13 protein-coding genes are annotated in these 19,074 nt (G+C 72.4%); all 13 read right to left on the bottom strand.

Features of this window, described 5'->3' with window-relative positions; all coding sequences use genetic code 11:
- Positions 1-32 precede the first annotated feature (32 nt).
- The 13 genes from tssG to AC3A6X_RS31615 all read right to left on the bottom strand — a co-directional run bounded on the left by tssG (position 33) and on the right by AC3A6X_RS31615 (position 18,983).
- Positions 33-1,145, bottom strand: a complete 1,113-nt coding sequence (gene tssG, locus AC3A6X_RS31675; protein WP_487845898.1) for a type VI secretion system baseplate subunit TssG — start codon at positions 1,143-1,145, stop codon at positions 33-35.
- Positions 1,109-3,013, bottom strand: coding sequence for a type VI secretion system baseplate subunit TssF (tssF, locus tag AC3A6X_RS31670; protein ID WP_487845897.1), 1,905 nt, complete (start codon positions 3,011-3,013; stop codon positions 1,109-1,111). The genes tssG and tssF overlap by 37 nt, the downstream gene beginning before the upstream one ends.
- A 681-nt stretch (positions 3,014-3,694) precedes the next feature.
- Complete coding sequence (tssE, locus tag AC3A6X_RS31665) at positions 3,695-4,210, bottom strand: type VI secretion system baseplate subunit TssE (protein ID WP_106557022.1); 516 nt, start codon at positions 4,208-4,210, stop codon at positions 3,695-3,697.
- Complete coding sequence (locus AC3A6X_RS31660; protein ID WP_487845896.1) at positions 4,203-5,024, bottom strand: type VI secretion system accessory protein TagJ; 822 nt, start codon at positions 5,022-5,024, stop codon at positions 4,203-4,205. Before AC3A6X_RS31660 ends, tssE begins: the two co-directional genes overlap by 8 nt.
- A gap of 33 nt (positions 5,025-5,057) precedes the next feature.
- On the bottom strand, positions 5,058-5,615 hold the full coding sequence (locus AC3A6X_RS31655; RefSeq protein ID WP_487845895.1) for a type VI secretion system tube protein Hcp: 558 nt from the start codon (positions 5,613-5,615) through the stop codon (positions 5,058-5,060).
- Between the two features lie 34 nt (positions 5,616-5,649).
- Complete coding sequence (locus AC3A6X_RS31650; protein WP_487845894.1) at positions 5,650-7,749, bottom strand: caspase family protein; 2,100 nt, start codon at positions 7,747-7,749, stop codon at positions 5,650-5,652.
- Between the two features lie 163 nt (positions 7,750-7,912).
- Positions 7,913-9,001 (bottom strand): hypothetical protein, encoded by a 1,089-nt coding sequence (locus AC3A6X_RS31645; protein ID WP_487845893.1) that lies wholly within the window; start codon positions 8,999-9,001, stop codon positions 7,913-7,915.
- A 26-nt stretch (positions 9,002-9,027) separates the two neighbouring features.
- Positions 9,028-9,798, bottom strand: a complete 771-nt coding sequence (locus AC3A6X_RS31640) for a hypothetical protein (RefSeq protein WP_487845892.1) — start codon at positions 9,796-9,798, stop codon at positions 9,028-9,030.
- A gap of 17 nt (positions 9,799-9,815) precedes the next feature.
- Positions 9,816-11,486 carry a murein transglycosylase A gene (gene mltA, locus AC3A6X_RS31635; RefSeq protein ID WP_487845891.1) on the bottom strand — a complete coding sequence of 557 codons (1,671 nt, stop codon included), beginning with the start codon at positions 11,484-11,486 and terminating at the stop codon, positions 9,816-9,818.
- A gap of 54 nt (positions 11,487-11,540) precedes the next feature.
- The gene (locus tag AC3A6X_RS31630) at positions 11,541-13,415 is read right to left on the bottom strand and encodes a serine/threonine protein kinase (protein ID WP_487845890.1); all 1,875 of its coding nucleotides are present in this window, start codon (positions 13,413-13,415) and stop codon (positions 11,541-11,543) included.
- On the bottom strand, positions 13,412-14,056 hold the full coding sequence (tagF, locus tag AC3A6X_RS31625) for a type VI secretion system-associated protein TagF (RefSeq protein ID WP_487845889.1): 645 nt from the start codon (positions 14,054-14,056) through the stop codon (positions 13,412-13,414). The genes AC3A6X_RS31630 and tagF overlap by 4 nt, the downstream gene beginning before the upstream one ends.
- Entirely contained in the window at positions 14,053-17,658 is a 3,606-nt protein-coding gene (tssM, locus tag AC3A6X_RS31620; protein ID WP_487845888.1) for a type VI secretion system membrane subunit TssM, read from the bottom strand. The genes tagF and tssM overlap by 4 nt, the downstream gene beginning before the upstream one ends.
- Complete coding sequence (locus tag AC3A6X_RS31615; protein WP_487845887.1) at positions 17,655-18,983, bottom strand: DotU family type VI secretion system protein; 1,329 nt, start codon at positions 18,981-18,983, stop codon at positions 17,655-17,657. The genes tssM and AC3A6X_RS31615 overlap by 4 nt, the downstream gene beginning before the upstream one ends.
- Positions 18,984-19,074 lie beyond the last annotated feature (91 nt).

Below are 19,074 nucleotides of genomic sequence, written 5' to 3'. Positions count from 1 at the left end.
GTGCATGACGGACAGCCCCCCGGGGGTTTTGTTTATTGAAGTGCGGTGCGACCCATTGGCGCATCGCCGTCGATACGAACATCGGCCGCGTCGCGCGCGCGCCGCTCGCGGCCCAGCCACGAGACCCAGCCCAGGCGCGGCGCATTGCCCTTCAGCGTGCCGAGGCGCGCGGGGGGCAGCTCTTCCTTCTGCAGGATCAGCTCGGCGTCCCAGTACAACTCGTCGCCCAGCAGTTGCTGCATCCAGCGCCGCAGTGCGGGACGCCCGTCGCCGGTGGGCAGGAACATGCGGTACTGCTCGAAGTCGAGCGGCCCCAGGTGCAGGCGCACGCGGTGCTGGCGGTCCCACGCGCGCCGCCCCAGCATCGCGCCCATGCCCAGGGAGCGCGAGGCCTCGCTGCGGCCTGGGGTGGGCCCGAGGCGCGTGAGCTCCTCCTCGGGCAGCGGCATCCAGTGGCCGACCCAGGGCTCGAGCCTCACCGGCACACCGAAGTAGCTGGCGAGCACGGCCTCCACGCCCTCGGCGTTGTGCACCTGCCGCAGCAGGCGGCCCGAGAAATGCAGTCGCGCGTCGTCGTGGATCTCGTCGCGCTGCTGTCGCGCGGGCGTGCCGATGCCGACCAGCGCGCCCACCTGGCGGCGGAAGCCGTCGTCCTGCGGCCGGTCCAGCCCCACCGCCGGCCGCGCCTGCGCCCAGGCCCGGTAGAAGAAAAGCGAGAAGCGGTGCGAGAAGGTGTCGAGGAAGGCGAGCCAGGTCGGGTCGCCGTGGTTGATGGTGCGCTCGCGGATGAAGTCGCTCAGGTGCATCGGCAGCGGCCCGTTGGGCCCGAGGTAGCCGAAGAAATGCTGGCGCAGCCGCGGCGGCGAATGGGCGCCCGCGGGCTCGAAGCGGCTGAAGCTGGCGGGCGCGAAGGACAGCGAAGGCTCCTGGCCGACGCGCACCGGCTCGGCACTCGGCAGCAGCGCGCGGCCCCAGCGCGGCGCATGGGCGGCGATGCTTTCGAGCCGGCGCATCAGCGCGAAGTAGTCATACGCCCAGGGCTGCTCGGCGCAGGCCTGCAGGTGCTGGCCGACGCTGCCGGGGAGCCGCACGCTGGCGGCCGCGGGGATCACAGGATCGGGCGTGCCCCGCACAGCGGCCTCCATCGCATGATCTCGCCGCGGCCGGCCACGGTGAGCACGGTCTCGACGAAGTGGTTGACCTCCACATGCCGCGCCAGGTAGCGCGCCATGACGGCGCCGAAGAGAAAGGCGCTGTGGCCGTGGAAGGCATTGCGGTCGACCTCGAGCGTGACCTCCAGCCCGCGGCCGAAGGCGATCGGCCCGGCCAGCGGCAGGCGCCGCGCCACCGGCTTCGACCGCACCGAGAGCAGCCCGCGCACCTGGCCCTGCCGCACCTCGTCGCCATGCACCGCGTAGAGCATGAGCATCTCGCGCAGCGCGGCCGCGCCCTGCTGCGCGGAGCTGTCGGCGAGCGACAGGTAGTTGAGCGCCAGGTGGTCGATCACGCGCCAGCCCAGGCCGTGGTTCACCACCGGCGAGACGGGGCGCGAAGGCCCGCGCACCATGCGCACGCGCTGCGCCGGAAAGGCGTCGATGCAGTCGAAGTCGTTCTCGCGGCCCAGCGGCATCAGGAGCGGCAGGTCGCGGTTGGTGACCAGCGCACTCACCGCCAGCTGCCGCAGCGAGCCCGCATAGGGCGCCTGCTGCGGGTCGACGATCTGCATGTAGACCTCGGAGCCGATGTGGCTGCTGCGATGGCCCTCGGTGCGCTGCCGGGCCGAGGGCATGCGCGGCTCGCGCGTGGTGGTGAAGTAGGCCGGGTGGCCGTGGCGGCTGCCGTGGAAGGCCGCGTAGAAGGGCAGGAAGGGCTGCTCGGGCGTGGCATCGGCGCCGGTCGGATTGCCGTGGCCGATCACCTCGGTGACGGTGTGGACCTCGAAGTCCTGCGGCCGCGTGCGGTCGGGCACCAGGTGGAACTGGCTCACGCCTTCGTTCACCGTCACGCGGTCGAGCCGCTTGGAAAAGAGATTGATCGCCGGCACGCAGTGCAGCTGCACGTTGTCGGCGCTGACGAGTTTCTCCAGCGCCGCATCGCCGCGCGAGAACAGCACGATCAGCTCGACCTCGCTCACCGCCATCGCCGACAGCACGCGCTGCAGGCCCACGATGCGCGCGAACTGGAAGCGCTGCGGGAAGGCGAAGTACTCCTGCACCAGCCGGTGGCCCGAGAAGCCGGTGGCGGTGACGGGCAGCAGCGCCTCGTCGTCCTCGAAGCCCACGGGCTGGACCGCGCTCGCCGGCAACTGCCGCACCGCGCCGGCCGCGGCCCCGGCCGCCACGCCGCCCGCCGACAGCGGCTGCACCAGCACGCCCAGGGGCTTGCCGAGCATGCACTCGTGCAGCTGCCAGGCCACGTCCTCGGCGCCGCCGAAGTGGATCAGCAGTTCGTCGAGTGCGATCTGGTTGAACTTGAGGCCCGCGGTGGCGCGCAGCGCGATGCGCAGGCCTCCGCGGATCTCGCGCGACTGCGGATGCTGGGCCAGCGGCAGGTCGGGCGCATAAGTGAAGTACTGCGCGCGCTGCACCTCGACGGGCCAGACGCGCAGCGCGCACGAGGTGCGGAACTCGCAATGCGTGTTCTGGCCCACGGCGTGGCGCGCGCGCAAGCCGCTGCCGCGCGGCAGCGTGGGGCCGCCGGCGAGGTTGGCGTCGTCCGGGTCGATGGCCAGGGACGCCACGATCATCGAAGGCGTCGGCGCCATGAACTGCGGATAGACGATGTCCAGCAGGTGGCCGGTGAAGCGCGGGTACTCCGCGTCGAGCTTGAGGCCGACGCGCGCGGCCAGGAAGGCGGTGGCCTCGATCAGCCGTTCGACATAGGGGTCGGCAACGTCCTGGCCCTCGATGCCCAGGCGGTGCGCGATCTTCGGGAAGGCGCGCGCGAACTCGCCCGAGCTCTCGCGGAAGTAGCGCAGTTCCTGTTCGTACAGGGTCAGCAGGCGCGGGTCCATGCGGAACTCTGGGAGGCGTTCTGGGAGGTGGGGGCCTTGACTTGCTCCCTCCCCCTCCGGGGGAGGGCTGGGGTGGGGGCACCGCGCGCTTGATGGGTCGGTGCGCTTGTTCCGAGGCCGGAGCCGGGATGTCGCCCCGGCGGGCGCGTTACTTTCTTTGTCTCGCCAAAGAACGGCCTCGCTGCGCGAGGCCTGGAGCGTATGTGCATGCGTGCATGTGCAGCGTAGGCGAGGACCCGCAGCGCGTGCGCTCGCGCACCCCACAGAAGGACGCGCCATGGCGCGTTGAATTCCAACTCCCCTCTGGCCGTAGCCGAGGAGCGGAGCTTTTCGCGGATCAGGGCCGCGCGTGTTTGAGCGAAGCGAGTTTGCGCGGACCCCGCGAAAAGCGAGCACCGCAGGCTGCCGTAGCGAAGCGGAGGCACGCGGCCAGTGGGGTCGCCTTTTCTTTGGTTACTTTCTTTTGGCGAAGCAAAAGAAAGTGACTCGCCCGCCGGGGCGAACTCCCGGCTTCGGCCTCGGAGCAAGCGCAACGCCGAAGCAAGCGCCCGGTGCCCCCACCCCAGCCCTCCCCCGGAGGGGGAGGGAGTCAAACGGGCCCCACCCCCCCAGAGGGAGGGGGAAAGGGAGCAAGACAGCATCCGGGACCTCACGCGGGGGTGATTCATGGGTTGCCAGGCCCTAACGCTGCGGAAGCGCCACGTCTTCGATCTCGATGCGTCCCTCTTCCAGATCGATCCGGCTGCGCATCAGGAACTCCAGCGGCACCGGCTGGGCCCAGAGCAGCCCGCGTATCTGGAGGCCGATGCGGTTGTGGGAATCGAGTGCCGAGCCTTCCATGACGAGTTCCACTTCGAGTGTGCGAGGCAGGATGCGGGGCTCGAACTGCAGGATGGCGTTCTTCAGAGCCTGTTCCATGCTGACACGCTGAATGGACGACGTGAACTGGCCGGACAGCATAGGCAATCCGTAGTTGAGCACCGAGCGCGCCGCATTCGGATAGCGCTTGTCGTCGAAGGGCAGGCCGTACCCGGTCGCGTTGAGCAGCCACGACAGGTCGCGCAGCATCGCCTGGCGCAGGGCCTGGCGGGTCAGGGTGCGCTTGTCGTCGCTCTCGCGCTGCTCGGTGGGCGCGTTGTCGATCAGCCGGTCGAGCAGCGAAGGCTGCAGGCGCTCCTGGGCGATCTGCTCAGCCATGGGCCGGCTCTTGCTGCGCCGCTGCAGAGAACAGGATCTCGCGCACGTCCAGCATGGCGTGCTCCTCGCCGTCGTCGCCGCTGAGCATGCGCTGGCCCCAGCCGGCCCACACCTCGGGCCGCAGCTCGCGCCACTCGGTCTTGCGCGCGAGCTGCAGCGCGCCATCGCCGCAGGCATGCGTGCCCTCGTAGCGCGTGGGCACCAGGGCCAGGGTCTCGCCGCCGTTCTCGAACTGCAGGTGGGCCGGCAGCCACACGCAGTCGCGCAGGTCCTCGGGCGGGTCGAACTTGATGTGCGCCAGGCGGGCGAAGGGGATCCAGTAGTAGCGGCCGTTCACGAAGGCCTCCAGCACCGGGCCCAGCCGCATGTCGGCGTCGGCCAGCCACTCGAAGGGCTTGCCGTCGAGCGTGCCCGGCGTGGCGGGGGCGGCGTCGAAGGCGCGCGTGCGCAGGTCCTCGGCCAATGCCGCATCGCCGGCGCCCTGGCGCAGCAGCGACTCGATCAAGAGCGCGAGCCACTCGTCGGGCTGGCCGAAGACCATCGGCGTGCGCGTGCCGGCGAACACCTCGGCGCGCAGGCCCTCGCAGCGGATGGCCTCGCCATAGACCTGCTTCATCGGCACGGCCAGCGCATCGAGCTCGGCCGCGACGTTGAGCTGGTTGAGCGCGCGCTCCCACTGCCCGAGCACGCACAGCAGCTGCGCCATGAAGACGCGCAGCTTGGCGTCGCCCGGCTTGGCGCGCACCTCCTCGCTCAGGGCCTTGAGGGCGCCGGCAGGGTCGGCGGCTTGAAGGAGTTCGGCGGATTGGGTCATGGGGTGCCTTTCGTGTGCCGGGGATTCATTCATTCATTCAGCATTCATGACGCAGCTGCGCACGGCGCCGCGCTGGCCTGTGCTCTTCTGCGCCGCGGACCGGATCTCGATCTTGCGATAGCGGAAGAACAGGATCTCGCAGGGCCGCCGCGGCGTGCCGCCGGTCAGGATGGAATGGGTGTCGATGCGCGCACCCTCCAGCACGATCTCGAGCGTGGGCTGCATGTCCTTGGACGAATCGCCGCCGGCCTTGAAGACCGACAGCTCGACCTTGATGTCGCTGTCCTGGTTCTTCATCAGGCTGGCGATGGAGGCCGTCGCCGCATCGCAATTGCGCACCACGATCAGGCTGTGGCTGCGCACCTTGCCCTTGCTGGCGCCCGGCGGGGTGACGACCTCGGCCAGGTAGGCGTAGCCCGCGATGTCCATGCGCTGCTTGCCGTCCTCGTACTGGCGCGCGGACTCGCCCTCGACGACGGCACCCTTGTTCTCGATGAGCATCGCGAAGTCGTTGTCGCTGGCGCCGGACATGTGGTCCAGCAGGCGCAGGGCCTCGTCGGGGTCCAGGGTGCCGTCGATCGTCCAAGACATCTTCTTCTCCTCGGTGAATGAATGAATGACTGCGCTATTTCGCCGGGGTCCAGCGGACCATCGCGGTGAAGATGGGCCGCCGCTTCTCGGCTTGCGGCAGCCCGCGCACCCGCAGCTCGGCAAGGGCTTCGGCCGGCGGGGCGCCGAACAGGCGCGGCGCGCTGTAGGGCGAGGCTGGCGTCGCGAGCATCAGCAGGCGGGTGTCGTCGGCGCCGAGCCAGGGCAGGTCGAAGCGCTTGGCGGCGGGCGCCTCGGGCGTGCCGCGCTCGAAGCGGTTGGTCTCGCCGAGCTCGCTCGGATACACGGACCGGATCGCGCCTTGCGCATCCAGGCCGACGATGACCATGTCCACCGAGTGCCCGCTGGCGTTGCGCACATGCAGGGCCAGGCGCTCGCCGCCGCGTGGCGGCGCCAGGCGGGCGGCCGCCTGCGGGGCCGCTTCGCTGCGCACCAGGCGCGCGCCGTCCCAGACCTCGAGCGTGGCATCGAAGCCGGGCAGCACCCCGCCCTGCCCCAGCGCCTGCTGCACGCTCAGCCACTTGAGTTGCGCCAGGGCCTGCAGGCGCCGGCGCAGGGCGGCCGCGTCGGCGACGGTCACGCGCGCGGGCGTGGCGCCACCGGCGAGCGCCGGGGATTCGATGTCGAGCCGATGGCCCGCGGCGCCCAGGTCGGTCCAGCGCACGTCGGCCTCGCCTTCGGCGACGAGACGGACCGAGGCCGGGTAGTCGAGCACGATGCCGGCCGGCAGGGGCCCGCTGCCGCGAACGCGCAAGGCGAGCGCCGCCGGCTCGCCCGCCGGCACGACGCTCCACAGCGCGCTGCCGGGCAGCGCCTGCAGGGGCGCGGGGACCGCGGCGCCGGCGGTATCGGCCTCGATCTGCACGAGGCTGCCGAGCGCGCTGCGCACCGTGCCGTCGTCCAGCATCGCCTGCACCCGCACGGCCTGCTGCGGCACCAGCCCGTCGAGCTCGCCGGCCTGCACGCGCAGGCTGGCACCGGTGCGCTCGGCGCGCCACGCGGGCCGCGTCGAGGCCGGCGCCGGGCTGTTGGCGAACAGCGGCGCATCGAGCGCGCCCTCGGCCACGGGCGAAGGCAGGTCGCGCCCCGGGAAGCGCGTCTCCAGCTCGGCGATCACCGGCGGATACAGCGCCAGCACGCCGTCGAAGAGCTCGCGCCAGGTCGCGGGCCGGCGTTGCAGCGCCTCGGCCACGGCCCAGGTGAGCAGGCCCTGCGGCTGCGCGTCTCGGCTCACTGGAGTACCTCCGCCTTCGGCTGCGGTGCTATGAGCCTTCGGAGCGGCCGTGCGGCTCACTGGAGTACCTTCGCCTTCGGCTGCGGTGCTATGAGCCTTCGGAGCGGCCGTGCGGCTCTTGCGCGGCAGGCGCAGCTCGGGCGTGACCTGGTGGCTCTCGGAGGCGAAGAAGGCGACGTAGCGCGCCCGCGGCACGGCTGGCGCGGTGGGGGCCGGGAGCGCGGCCGCGGCCGGGGCGCCGCTCCCGCCCTGCGCGAGCAGGTCGACGCGGACGCCGCGAAAGCGCACCTCGTCGTCCGGCGGGTTCGCGGGCGCCGCTGCGGAGCTGCGCGTCATCGAGGCGGCGGAGCAGGTGTCGAACACGGCCCAGACGAACACGTCGCGCGCCAGGAAGGCGCGCACCCAGCCGTCGATGTCGACGTCGCGCAGGCCGCCGGGCAGCGCGCCGCCGGCGCCCACCGCGCCGCGCACGTCGCGCGCGAGGAAGTTCTCGGCCAGGCCGTCGGGCTCCTGGTAGCGCTTGGCGGCATCGCGCCAGCGGGTGCCGTGGCCGGAGAAGTACAGCAGCACGAAGTCGCCGCCGGCCGATTGCGCGAGCAGGCGCGACAGCGCCTCGTGGATGCCTTGCGAGTCCGGCAGCGCGGCGCCGCCCACGCCGTCGGCCAGGACCAGGATGTCGCCGGCCGCGAAGCCCTGCTTCTGCAGCGCCTGGCGCATGAGGGTGACGTCGTTGCGCGGCGCCTGCAGCCACAGCGAGGGCGGCTGGTTGATGAGCTCGGACACGCCCACCAGCAAGGCACGCTGGACCGCACCCGCGCCGCCGGCCGCCGCCAGTCCCGCCAGCAGCAGGGCGATGCGGAGAAGGCGGTGCGGCGACATCATGTGCGGGCCCTGACTTGCTCCCTCCCCCTCTGGGGGAGGGCTGGGGTGGGGGCACGAGCGCTTGATGATGCGTTGCGCTTGATCGAGCGCGCGGTGCCCCCACCCCAACCCTCCCCCGGAAGGGGAGGGAGCAAAACCAGCAACACGGTCGGCACCGGATGTCTCACGGCCCCTCCACCGATTCGACCAGCGGCGAGCCGGCCAGCAGCGCACGCCCCTGGGCCGCATCGCCGCCCGCCAGGCGCAGCCGCCAGCGCCCCTGGGCGTCGGGCCCGCCGACGGCCTCGGCGCCGGCCGCGCGCAGCAGCGCCTGCGCCTCGGCCATGGGGGCGCCGGCCTTCCAGCGCAGCAGCAGGACGTCCGATGCGGCTGGAATCTCGGCCGCGGGCGTGGCGCGGAAGCGGATCTCCTCGTCCTCGCTGCCCGAACGCAGCAGCGCCGCGTTCTGCACCACCACCACCAGCGCCAGCAAGGCCAGCGCCGGACGCACCACCCGGTCGGCGCGGAACCAGCCGGCGAGGCGCGACCACCAGCCCTCGGCCACCGGCGCCGCGAGCGCCAGCGTGCCGGGCTTCGCCGCGGCCTGCAGCTGGGTTGCCAGCCGCGTGGCGGCCTCGAGGTACAGGCCCTGGTACTCGGCACGCGGGTCGTCCACGCCCAGCGGCGTGCCCGAGAGCACCGAGAACACGCCGCCGGCGGTGCGCAGCGCGATGCGGCCGGGCTCGGGCGCGATCGCCAGCGGCTGCTGCACGGCCCATTCGTCGTGGACCGCGCGCACCGCCGCCAGCCGGGTGGCCGAGAGCTCGCCCAGCACGCGCGCGCACAGCTGCGGCCGCTGCTCGAGGGTGATCACGTTCCAGGTCTGGATCAGCCCGAACATGGGCTCGAAGGGCTCGTCGCCGGGCTCCAGCAGCACGTCGTAGGCGCTGGCCCAGTCGGCCTCGCTGGCGGCCATCCAGCCGCGCCACAGCTTGTCGTGCAGGCACTTGTCGAGCAGCACGCCGAGCAGACGGCCCTCGTGCAGCACGCTCACCAGGCGGCCCGGCGCCCAGCGGGCGGGGAAGGCGCGCGCGGCCACGGCCTCGCGCCGGCGGGCCAGCTCGGTGAGCGGCAGCAGCAGGCTGGCGTCGCAGGCGCGCGAGGGCGCGGGCTCGGCACCGGCCGGCACCAGGGCCTCGCCCGCCGCGGCATCGCCGGCGCCGGCGAGGGTGCCGCGGATCAGGCTGAGCGGGGGCCAGAGGTCGAGCGTCATGGTTCTTCTCCTGAAGTCGTATTTCTTCAGGCGTAAGACGCTTCAGCACCGAGGATTTTGAAAACCTGCAGGATCGCGCCCATGTTCCCGGCCTCGATCGCGATGCCCAGGGTCTGCGAGATCCACTGGCCCAGGGTGGTGCGGGCGTAGTCGGCCGGCAGGCCCTCGCGCTTGTGCACCAGCCCCAGCCGGCCGGCCCGGTAGTGGTAGGAGGCGATGGCATGGCGCGAGGCGATGCCCGAGAGCCCGCCCTGCGCCTCGCGGCCGAAGCCCTCGCACAGCAGGATGCGCTCGGGCTCGGGCAGGCCGGCGATGAAGGCGCGCGCCGCGGCATGGACCGAGGGCGTGCTGAGGCCGTGCTCGGCCAGTTCGTCCTCGGCACTCTCCGCGGCGCCGACCGCGGCCTCGAGCTGGTTCTCGGTGACCTGGTCGCCGATGGAGAGCTTGCGGCGGAAGCTGCTGGCGCGGGTGCAGTCGATGAGGTAGCGCCGGAAGTAGGCGCACAGCGCGAAGGCGGTCGAGGGTGCGCTGCCGTGGCCCTTGGTGCCTGCTTCGCCGCCGGCCTCTTCGGCCTCGTCGGGGTCGGCATCCAGGCGCAGCACCTTGGCATAGATGAACTGCGCCACCAGCTCGGCGCGGCCCTCGCCGAGCACGCGCAGCTCGGGCGGGTGGCAGCTGCCGAGCGCGCCGCCGACGATGCGGTACATCTCGCCCATCTCCGTCGAGGACAGCGTCTGCCGGCGCCGCCAGAGGCGGACGAGCTCGACGCTTTGCTCGGAGGAGAGGGTGTCCTGCATTGCGCTTGTCGCTCAACTCAGTCGTCGACGCAGGCGTCCTCTTGCGGCACCAGGCACTGCGGCAGATCCGCGCCCACCGCCGTGCCGCGCGTGCGGATCGTGGAGGTGGTCGCCGCCGCCACCGCCAGCCCCCGCGGCAACAGCACCCAGAGCTGCCCGCGCTCCTTCATTCGCCGTGCCTGGGTCGCGGCCTGCTGGCCGTTGCCGAAGAAGTAGTCGGCGCGCACCGCGCCGCGGATGGCGCCGCCGGTGTCCTGCGCGATGGTGAGGCGCTGCATCGGCGCGCCGCTGTCGGGCGTGCGCGTCGAGACGAACACCGGGTAGCCCAGCGGCGTGGCGCGCGGGTCGACCGCGATCGAGCGGCCGGCCTGCAAGGGCACGCCGAAGGCGCCCACCGGACCGCCGGCGCCGCCGATGGCTTCCTTGAAGAAGACGTAGCTCGGGTCCTTGATGCCGGAGCCGAGCACCGGGCTGGTGGCACGCCGGCCCGGCACCACCACCGCGCCGCTGGCCGCGGGCAGGGCCAGCGTGAAGCCGCGGGTGCGGATCACCGCGCCGTCTTCGACCTCGTCGTCGCCGTCGTCCAGCTCGAGCTCCACGCCCAGGCCGCGCGTCTTCACCCGGCTGAGCGCCTTGCCCGAGGGCGACTGCGCGATCGTGGGCCGGAAGGGCTGGCCGTTCTGCTCGGCATAGGCGACGCGGACGATCTCGCCGCTGGGCAGGCGGATGCGGCCCGAGCCCTGGATCTGCATCTCGTAGAGGGCGGTGGCGCTGCTCACGAAGGCCAGCACGCGGGCGTTGGGCGCGCCCTTGGTCTCGATCTCCTCGCGCGTGTAGTAGGGCAGGAGGCGCTTGCCCTCGATGCGCAGGCGCACCTTGCGGTCGAGCGTGTCGCGCGTGATGCCCGAGAGGTCCAGCGCGTAGAGGCCCGGCGCGCCCATGTCGCGCGTCGAGAGGCCCTGCTGCACCACCACGCTGCGCCCCTCCACGCGCGCGGCCACGGTGCCGCTGCCGGGCGGCAGCTTGCGCGCGTCGGCGAACAGCATGTCTTCCGGCTGGCCGTAGACCGGGTAGATGTAGGGCGGCGCGTAGTTGCGGCTGCCGGCGATCTCGGGCTCGAAGTAGCCGGTGACCACGCCGTCGGGCCGGCGGTCGTCGTCGCGGATCTGGTAGGCCGAGAACTCGCGCTCGAAGAAGCCGCGGATGGCCGGGTTGCTCTTCGGGTCGACCGTGGCGGCGCGCTGGCAGATCTGGCGCCACTCGGCGCCGCGGCCGGTCAGTACCTTGCAGCTGCCGAGGAAGGCCGGCCAGCTCTCGGCGAAGTCGTCGCGGCCCCAGCCGGGCACCGTGTCGAAGCCGACCGCCGTGTAGGTGGCGAGCTGGGTGGAGAAGGTGCGGGCCTGGCCGGCCACGTTGGCGCCGCCGGGCGCGGCGGGGGGCCGCGCGCTCGAGGGCGACGAGGTCGACCACGACGACGAGGCCGGCCCGGTGGCGGCCGGTGCCGGAGCGGGCGCCGGTGCAGCGGCCACCGGGGCCAGCGGGGCCGCCGGCGTGGTGCCCGGGCCGGTGCCGGGGCCCGGCATGGCGCCGCAGGCCGCCAGCAGGGCCGCGCCGAGGGCGGCACCGCTCCAGCGTGCGGGCGCGCTGCGCAGCGTCGAAAGAGAGAGGGCGAGGGCTGCTTGTGTCATGGAGAACTCCTGGTCCGGGGGCAGCGGGTGCAAGAGCCCGCCGCTTGAAGACGATTACTTCTCGGTGATCTTGAAGAAGGCCGTGCCATAGGCGTCCTTGCAAGGCGTGTTGGGGGCGCATACGGGCTTGCCCAGCAGCGGCGGCGGGCCGCTGCCGCGTGCGGATTCGAGGGCCGCCAGCACCGGCAGCGGGAACTGCGGGAACACGCCCTCGCTCTGCATGCCGGAGCCGCCGAAGTCGCGCTCGTGCTCGCTGACCAGCACCGCGAACTGGTTGACGCCGGCCGGCCCGCCCGCGTCCATCGGCCAGGAGGCGCGCGGCAGCGTGAGGGCCTGGCCGGCGGCGATCTTGTTGTACTTGTCCAGCAGGTTGGGGAAGAGCAGGAACATCTCGCCGCCGCTGGACAGCAGGTAGACGTAGACGAAGCCCTCGCGCTTGCTGCGCAGCTCGAAGCCCAGCTTGTCCTTGCCGATCGCGACCTCGCTCTTGCGCGGGCTTGCCGTGACCTCGAAGCCCGGCGCGGCGCCCTCGGCCAGCGACTGCAGCGACTCGGCCGGCGTGCGCGCCCTGGCGGGCGGCGGCGGCGGTGGTGGGGGCGGCGGTGCGGGCGCCTGCGCGACTTCGGCCGGCGGCGCCGGCGCGGTGCTCACCGGCGCCTTGCCGTCATCGGCGCCGGCGCGGCCTTGCCACCACCACCACCCGCCGGCCGCGGCCAGCACGGCCACCGCGGCCACGCCTGCCAGGGCCGCGCCCTTGCCCTTGGGAGATGCCGCGGGTGCGGGGGGCGGCGGGAGCGAACCGCGTGTCGAGGCGCGCGAGGGCGCGGCCGGGGGCCGGATCACCGTCACCCCGCCGTCCAGCCCCAGTGCCTCGCGCAGCGCGGCCATGGACTGCGGGCGCGACTCGGGCCGCACGCCCAGGCCGGCGTCGATGGCCGCGAGCAGCGCGGGGCTGTAGCGCTGGCGCAGCGCCTCGTTGCCCGAGAGCGGCACGTAGCTGTCGGACAAGAGCCGCGCCACCGACGGCGGCGGCGCGCGGCCGCTCACGGCCACGTGCATCACGGCCGCGAGCGCGTAGACGTCGGTCCAGGCGCCCTGCGCCATGTCGGGCATCTCGGCGTACTGCTCGATCGGCGCGTAGCCGGGCTTGAGGATGACGGTGATGGCCTGCGTCTTGTCGGTGATCACCCGCCGCGCGGCGCCGAAGTCCAGCACCACCGGCCGGCCCGAGCCCTCGAGCAGGATGATGTTGTCGGGCGCGATGTCGCGGTGGTAGCAGTGGGCCGCGTGCATCACCGACAGCGCCTGCGTCACGCCGTCCATGATGTGCAGAAGCCAGCCCTCGGCGGCGCCGCCCGGCATCGCGTGCAGCGCCTGGCGCAGGGTGTCGCCGCGGTAGAAGGGCATCACCATGTAGGTGGTGCCGCGCTCCTGCCAGAAGCGGTAGACCTTGAGCAGCGAGGGATGGTCGAACTGGGCCAGCAGGCGCGCCTCGTTGATGAAGCTGCGCATGCCCAGTTCGAAGGTCTCGCGGTGCCGCTCCGACAGCGGGGTGACGGTGCCGTCGCCCTGGCGGGTGGACAGCGAGCTGGGCAGGTACTCCTTGATCGCGACCACGCGCTCCAGCGTCGGGTCCCAGGCCTCGTAGACCACGCCGAAGCCGCCCTGGCCGACGATGCGCGTGACCTCGAACTCGGCGAGCCGGCTGCCGATGGGGAGCAGGCCGGCCTGCTCGTTGCCGATCGACGTCGTGCGCGAGGTGGCCGCCAGGGTCGGCGTCTGGCTGGGCGGCACGGTGGGGCCGCCGCCGGTGATGATGGTCGCGCCGTCGTCCGGCGTGGGCGTGGCGGACGGGCGGCCGGTGATGACCTGCGTCGGGTCGTCGTCGCCGGGCGGCACGGGCCGCGAGGAGGGGTTCTGCTCGGTCATGGCCCCGCCTCCTGGCGCACGCCCGGCTCGTTGCCGAAGCCGAACAGCGACTCGAACTGCTCGTCCTGCGGCAGGCCGTGGCTGGTCATGCCCAGACCGCGCTCGGCGCCGGGATCGGTGAACCACAGCGAGTGGCCGACCTCCGGCAGCGCCAGCGGCGGGTACTCGCCGGTGTCCGCCTCCGCCGCGTCGCTGGCGAACAGCTCCTGGAGCCGCGCATCGAAGCGCGATGCATCGAGGTCGTGCTCCAGCCCCTCGAGCGCGGCCTGGGCGGCCAGGGTCCACCAGCGCCGCGTGCGCGCCAGCACCTCGCCCTGCAGCTCGGTCCGCGAAGAGACCAGCTCGGCCGTCAGCGTCAAGGGGAAGTAGCGCCCGACGCCATCGACCGAAGGCATCAGCACGCCGAGCCAGCTGCGCCCGTCGATCACGCCTTCGCTCAGCACGAAGCACCACAGCGGCGCCTTGAGGTAGCGCTCGGTCCAGTCGGTACGCCGCGCGCGCAGCTTGGCCAAGCCGTTCTGCAGCCAGCGGTCCCAGGGTTCGCGGAACAGCTCCGGCATGCGGCGCTGGGCGAAGTCGCCCATGCCGGGCAGCTTGCCGAACCAGCCCGGGGCGTTGGTCGAGCCGTCGTCCTCAGTCACAAGCCCTCCGGACAAGCGAACTCGCGCAGTTCACGCAGGCGAATCGGATGCTGCACGCTGTTGGTCGTGACCTCGAAGCGGGTCTTGCGTGCGCCGATCTGAAAGGTGATGAAGAACTTCTCGGGCGCGTCGCCGGCTTCGAGCTGGCCCTCGTCGAGCACGCGGAACAGGGCCCAGGGCCCGTCGACCGCCGTGCCCGAGGGCCCGCTGGCCGAGGGCGGGCTGACCTGCACCCGCACCTGGTTGGTGCCCTTGGGGCCGGGCCACTGCACGGCCATCGGCACCACCGGGCCGTGCGCGTACTTCACCAGCTGGCCGTCGACGTCGAGGATGAACTGGGTGATGCCCGCATCCATCTCCACCGGCCTGAAGTCCAGCCGCATGGCGGGCGTGCGGCCGGCAGCGCGGAAGAAGATCTCCTTGATGCGCGCGGCGCGCTCGAACTGCGCGATGGCCTGTGCCGTGATCGCGCCCTGCTCGGCCACCGGCTTGTAGCGCCAGGGCCGGGTGCTGGTGTCGACCAGCGCGGCCAGGCGCTTCTGGAAGAACTCGTCCATCAGGCCGCCGGGGCCGAACATCTGGCCGAAGTCCTCGGGCAGCACGTCACGCTTGCTGCTGGTGACGAAGGGGTAGCGCCCGGCAATCGCGCTCTTGCAGAACTCGGTGACCGGGCGCAGGTCCAGGCTCAGGCTGCCGCGCTCGGCCACGCGGGCCTGGGTGGCGCCGGACTGGCTGAGGTTCTCGACCATCGAGCGCACCGGCTCGGGCAGGCGGCCGGCATCGGACTTGAGCTTGCCCGCGACGTCGCCGGGCGGCGGCGAGCTGCGGTTCTTGACCGCGGTGTCGACCGCCGTCAGATACACGTAGACCTCGTTGAAGAGCTTGAGCGTGTCGTCGATGGGCGCCGGGCCGCCCGGCGTGGGCGAGCTGACCAGGCGGCGCAGGTCGGCGAAGCGGTCGTCGACGATGCTCTCGATGCGCTTGCCCGCGGCCACCGGCTTGTTGGGGTCGCCGCCGAACAGCTCCTCCAGGCCCTTGCGCGTGTTGCGCACGGTCTCGCTGGCCTTGGTGACCACGTCCTTGCCCTGCTGCTCGGCCGGCGTCAGCGTGGTCTCCTTGACCACCGCGCGCAGGAAGCTCGCGAGCGGCGAGCCGACGCCCGAGAGGATGCGCGCGTTCTCGATGTTCTTGTCGAGGCCGGTGGCGCGCACCAGGCGCACGTCGGCCAGCAGGGCCTCCCACACCTTCGCGTATTCCTCGAGGTAGAGCCGGCGCACGCGGTCGGTGAGCGCGCCCAGGGCGGCGGCGTCGCGCAGCCGGTCGGCCGCGCCGCGCTCCTGGCCCAGCACCCACGGGTCCTCGGTGGCCAGCAGGCCGGTGACCACGGTCACCTCGTTCTGGAAGCGCTTGTGGTAGCCGTCGTAGGTGAACATGCCAGGCACGCCATCGGCGAGCGGCTTGCCGCTGGCGCGCTCGAAGACCAGCGGGCCGGCCGGGCCGGCGGCCGCGGCCACGCTGAAGGGCGGGATGTCCTTGCCCAGGCGCTGGCGCTTCAGGCGGCTGAAGACGCGCTGCTCCAGCGGGTAGCTGGCGAGCACGGCGCGCACGTTGCGCACCAGGGCCTCGTCCATCTTGAGCGGCGAGCGCGGCGGGCCCTGGGCGATGAGCACGTCGAGCTGGTCCTCGAGCAGCTTGCGCTGGTCTTCGGGGATGCCGCGGTCGAGGTTGCGCGCCCAGTCGAGGGTGATCCAGGCCTTCAGCGCTTCGGCGTCGAAGCGGTCGGGCTGGTGCAGCATGAGGTAGGTCTTGAGCGCCTCGTAAGTGAACTCGAGGTTGTCCTTCTGCGCGGTGCGCAGCTGGTCCTCGATGCGCTTGGCCAGCTGCGGCAGGAAGACCTCGTTGAGCGCGCGCTGGTGCGACAGCATGGCGGCGGCGTCCAGCTTGTTCCCCTGGTAGAGGCCCAGCGTCATCGACAGGGGCTCGTTGCCCTCGCGGTTCTCGGGCACCTTCCAGATGTTGCGCAGGCCCTGCAGCACCGGCGCGACCTCGACCAGGTTCTGCACCCGCGCCGGCAGCGCGGCGAGCTGCTGGCGCGCGGGCGCGATGCGCGCATCGACGGCCTTCAGGTACTCGAGGTTGCGCCAGCCGCTCCAGCCCCAGCCGGCCAGCAGGGCGAGCGTGACCAGCGTCATCGCCGCCAGCGCGGCCACGCGCAACCCATGGCGGCGGCGCTCCAGCTTGACGTCGGCGCCGGCCAGGCGCTGCTCGGGGAAGACCACGTCGCGCAGCAGCGAGGTGAGGAAGTAGCTGCGCCCGCTGCTCTTCTGCGGCGGCAGGATCGCGCGCTCCAGCCCGAAGCTGCGCGAGAGCGCGCCCATCACGCGGTCGATCGGGCTGCCCTCCTGCGTGCCGCTGGTGAAGTAGACGCCGCGCACCCACGGCGGCTGGGTGAAGCGCGAGCCGGTGAAGACCTGCTCCAGCAGGTCCGCGAGCAGTGGCTCGATGGCGCCGAACTGCGCCGGGAAGCCGAAGATCGCGGCGCGCCGGGTGCCGTCGGTCTCGCGCTGCATGCGCTGGATCAGCGCGTCATTGACGCGCCCGTGCAGCAGGCCGAACTCGCGATGGAAGGCGTCCGTGAGGCCCTTCTCGTCGACCACTGCGCCCTCCTCCGCCGGCAGCGTGAAGCCGAAGACCTGCGCGCGCTGCTCCTTGCCGAGGTCGGCGAAGTATTCGCCGAAGCCGTAGAGCAGGTCGCTCTTGGTGACCAGCACATAGACCGGCAGGCGGGTCGCGAGCTTGGCGTCGAGCTCCAGCAGGCGCGCGCGGATCGAGGCCGCGAGCGTGCTGCGCTGCTCGGCGTTGTGCGACAGCAGGTCCTGCACGCTGACCGTGAGGAACACACCGTTGAGCGGACGCCGCGGGCGCACCTTCTTCAGCAGGCCGAGGAAGCTCTCCCACGCGCCCTTGTCCTCGGTCTGGTGGCTGTCCTGGGTGGTGTAGCGGCCGGCGGTGTCGATGAGCACCGCGTCGTCGGTGAACCACCAGTCGCAATTGCGCGTGCCGCCGATGCCGCGGATCGCGCCGGGGCCGAACTTCTCGGCCAGCGGGAACGAGAGGCCCGAGTTGACCAGCGCGGTGGTCTTGCCCGCGCCCGGCGCGCCGATGAAGACGTACCAGGGCAGGTCGTAGAGGTAGCTGCCGCCCGAGAGCGAGAGCCAGTCGCGCCAGCCCGGCTTGCGGCCGGCGGCGTGCAGGCGCATCTTCTTGAGGGTGGCGACGGCATCGGTGAAGCGGGCGTCCAGCACCTTGCGCTCGCCGCCGTCGTCGCCTGCGGCTGCCGGCGCGGCGGGCGCCTTCATCAGCCCGTCGGTGAGGTGCTGGCTGGCCTTGCGCACGCGCCAGCGGCGCCAGGCGGCGCGCAGCAGCACCAGCAGCACGATCACACCGATCAGCACCGCGCGCGAGAGCTCGCTCTCCAGCGGGGCCAGCTCGCCGATGCGCACCAGCGGGCCGATCCACCAGATCAGCAGCGCGACGACGATGAGCGCCAGCAGCGTCAGCAGCACGGGATGGAACAGCCATCCGAACAGCTTCTTGATCATCGCTTGACCTCCGACAGCTCGGCGGCGACGCGCTCGGGCGGCGAGAGCAGCACGATCTCGACGCGCCGGTTGCGCGCGCGGTTGGCCGGCGTGTCGTTGGCGGCGACGGGCTCGGCGTCGGCCTTGCCGTCGGAACGCATGCGGGCCGGGTCGACCAGGGTGGAGAGCGCGCCCTTCACCGCGTCGGCGCGCGCGGCCGAAAGGTGCCAATTGGAGGGATAGCGCATGGAGCGGATCGGCTGGTTGTCGGAGTGGCCGGTGATCAGCACCTCGCCCTTGACCTCCGCCAGCGCCTGGCCGATGCGGTTGAGCACCGGCAGGGACTGCGCCATCGGGTCGGCGCTGCCGGAGCCGAAGAAGCTGTCGCCGCGCAGCCGCACGGTGCTGCGGTCGGCCTCGTCGGTGACGGTGACCAGGCCCTGCTTGATCTCCGCTTCGAGGAACTTGGCAAGCCGCGGCGACTTCGACAGGATGGCCGGCGGCGCGATCTGCACGTTGGGCACGCGCAGGCTGGAGACGGCCGAATAGGTGGCGTCGGAGCGCTGGTTGAGCGCCAGCCGGAAGCCGAACCAGGCCAGCGCCAGCAGCAGCGCGAAGCCGGCCGCGAACACCCACATCGGCAGCGACTCGCGCAGCCGCACCGTGCCGGCGCCCTGCCCGCGCCAGTGCGGCGAGAGCTCGGCCTCGACCGGCGGGCGCTCCTTGGCGATGAGCTCGGCCAGGCGCTGGCGCACGCTGTCGAGCTGGGCGCGACCGTTCTCCACCACGCGGTAGCGGCCCTCGAAGCCCAGCGCCAGCACGCTGTAGATCAGCTCCAGCAGCTGGCGGTGCGTGGGCACGTCCTGCGCGAGGCGGGCCAGCAGCTGGAACACCTTCTCGCCGCCCCAGGTCTCGTTGTGGAACTGCACCAGCAGGCTCTGCTTGTTCCAGCCGCCCTGCACGCCCCAGGGGGTGTTGGCCACGGCTTCATCCAGCGCGGTACACAGCACGTAGCGCGCGGCCAGCACCGATTCGTTGGAGGCGCCTGTGCGGCGCGCGGCGGCATCGAACTGGTTCACCGCATCGGCGGTCGATGCGCGCAGCGCCGGCACGTTGGGCGCATGGACCATGTTGCGCAGCTGGCCCACCAGCACCAGCAACTTGCCGGCGGCCGAGACCAGCGGATTGAGCAGGCCCAGGTCGGCGACCTCGGCCGGCAGCGGCTCGGCGCCACCGCCCATGGATGCGGGCGGCGGCACCGGCGCCGAGCCGCCCGGCCCGCGCGGCTTGGGCTTGATGACCGTGCGCTCCGACTCGAAGGCAGCGAAGGGGTCAGGTGTCGTCATGGTGCTGCACCTTGTGTCTTGCTCCCTCTCCCTTTGGGAGAGGGCTGGGGTGAGCGCACCGGGCGCTTGATGCGATCACGCCGATGGAAAC

It is taken from the genome of Variovorax sp. Soil_C_12, assembly GCF_057657375.1.
Note: the sequence above shows the minus strand (reverse complement) of the source record. Positions and strands in the feature narration are given on the sequence as shown.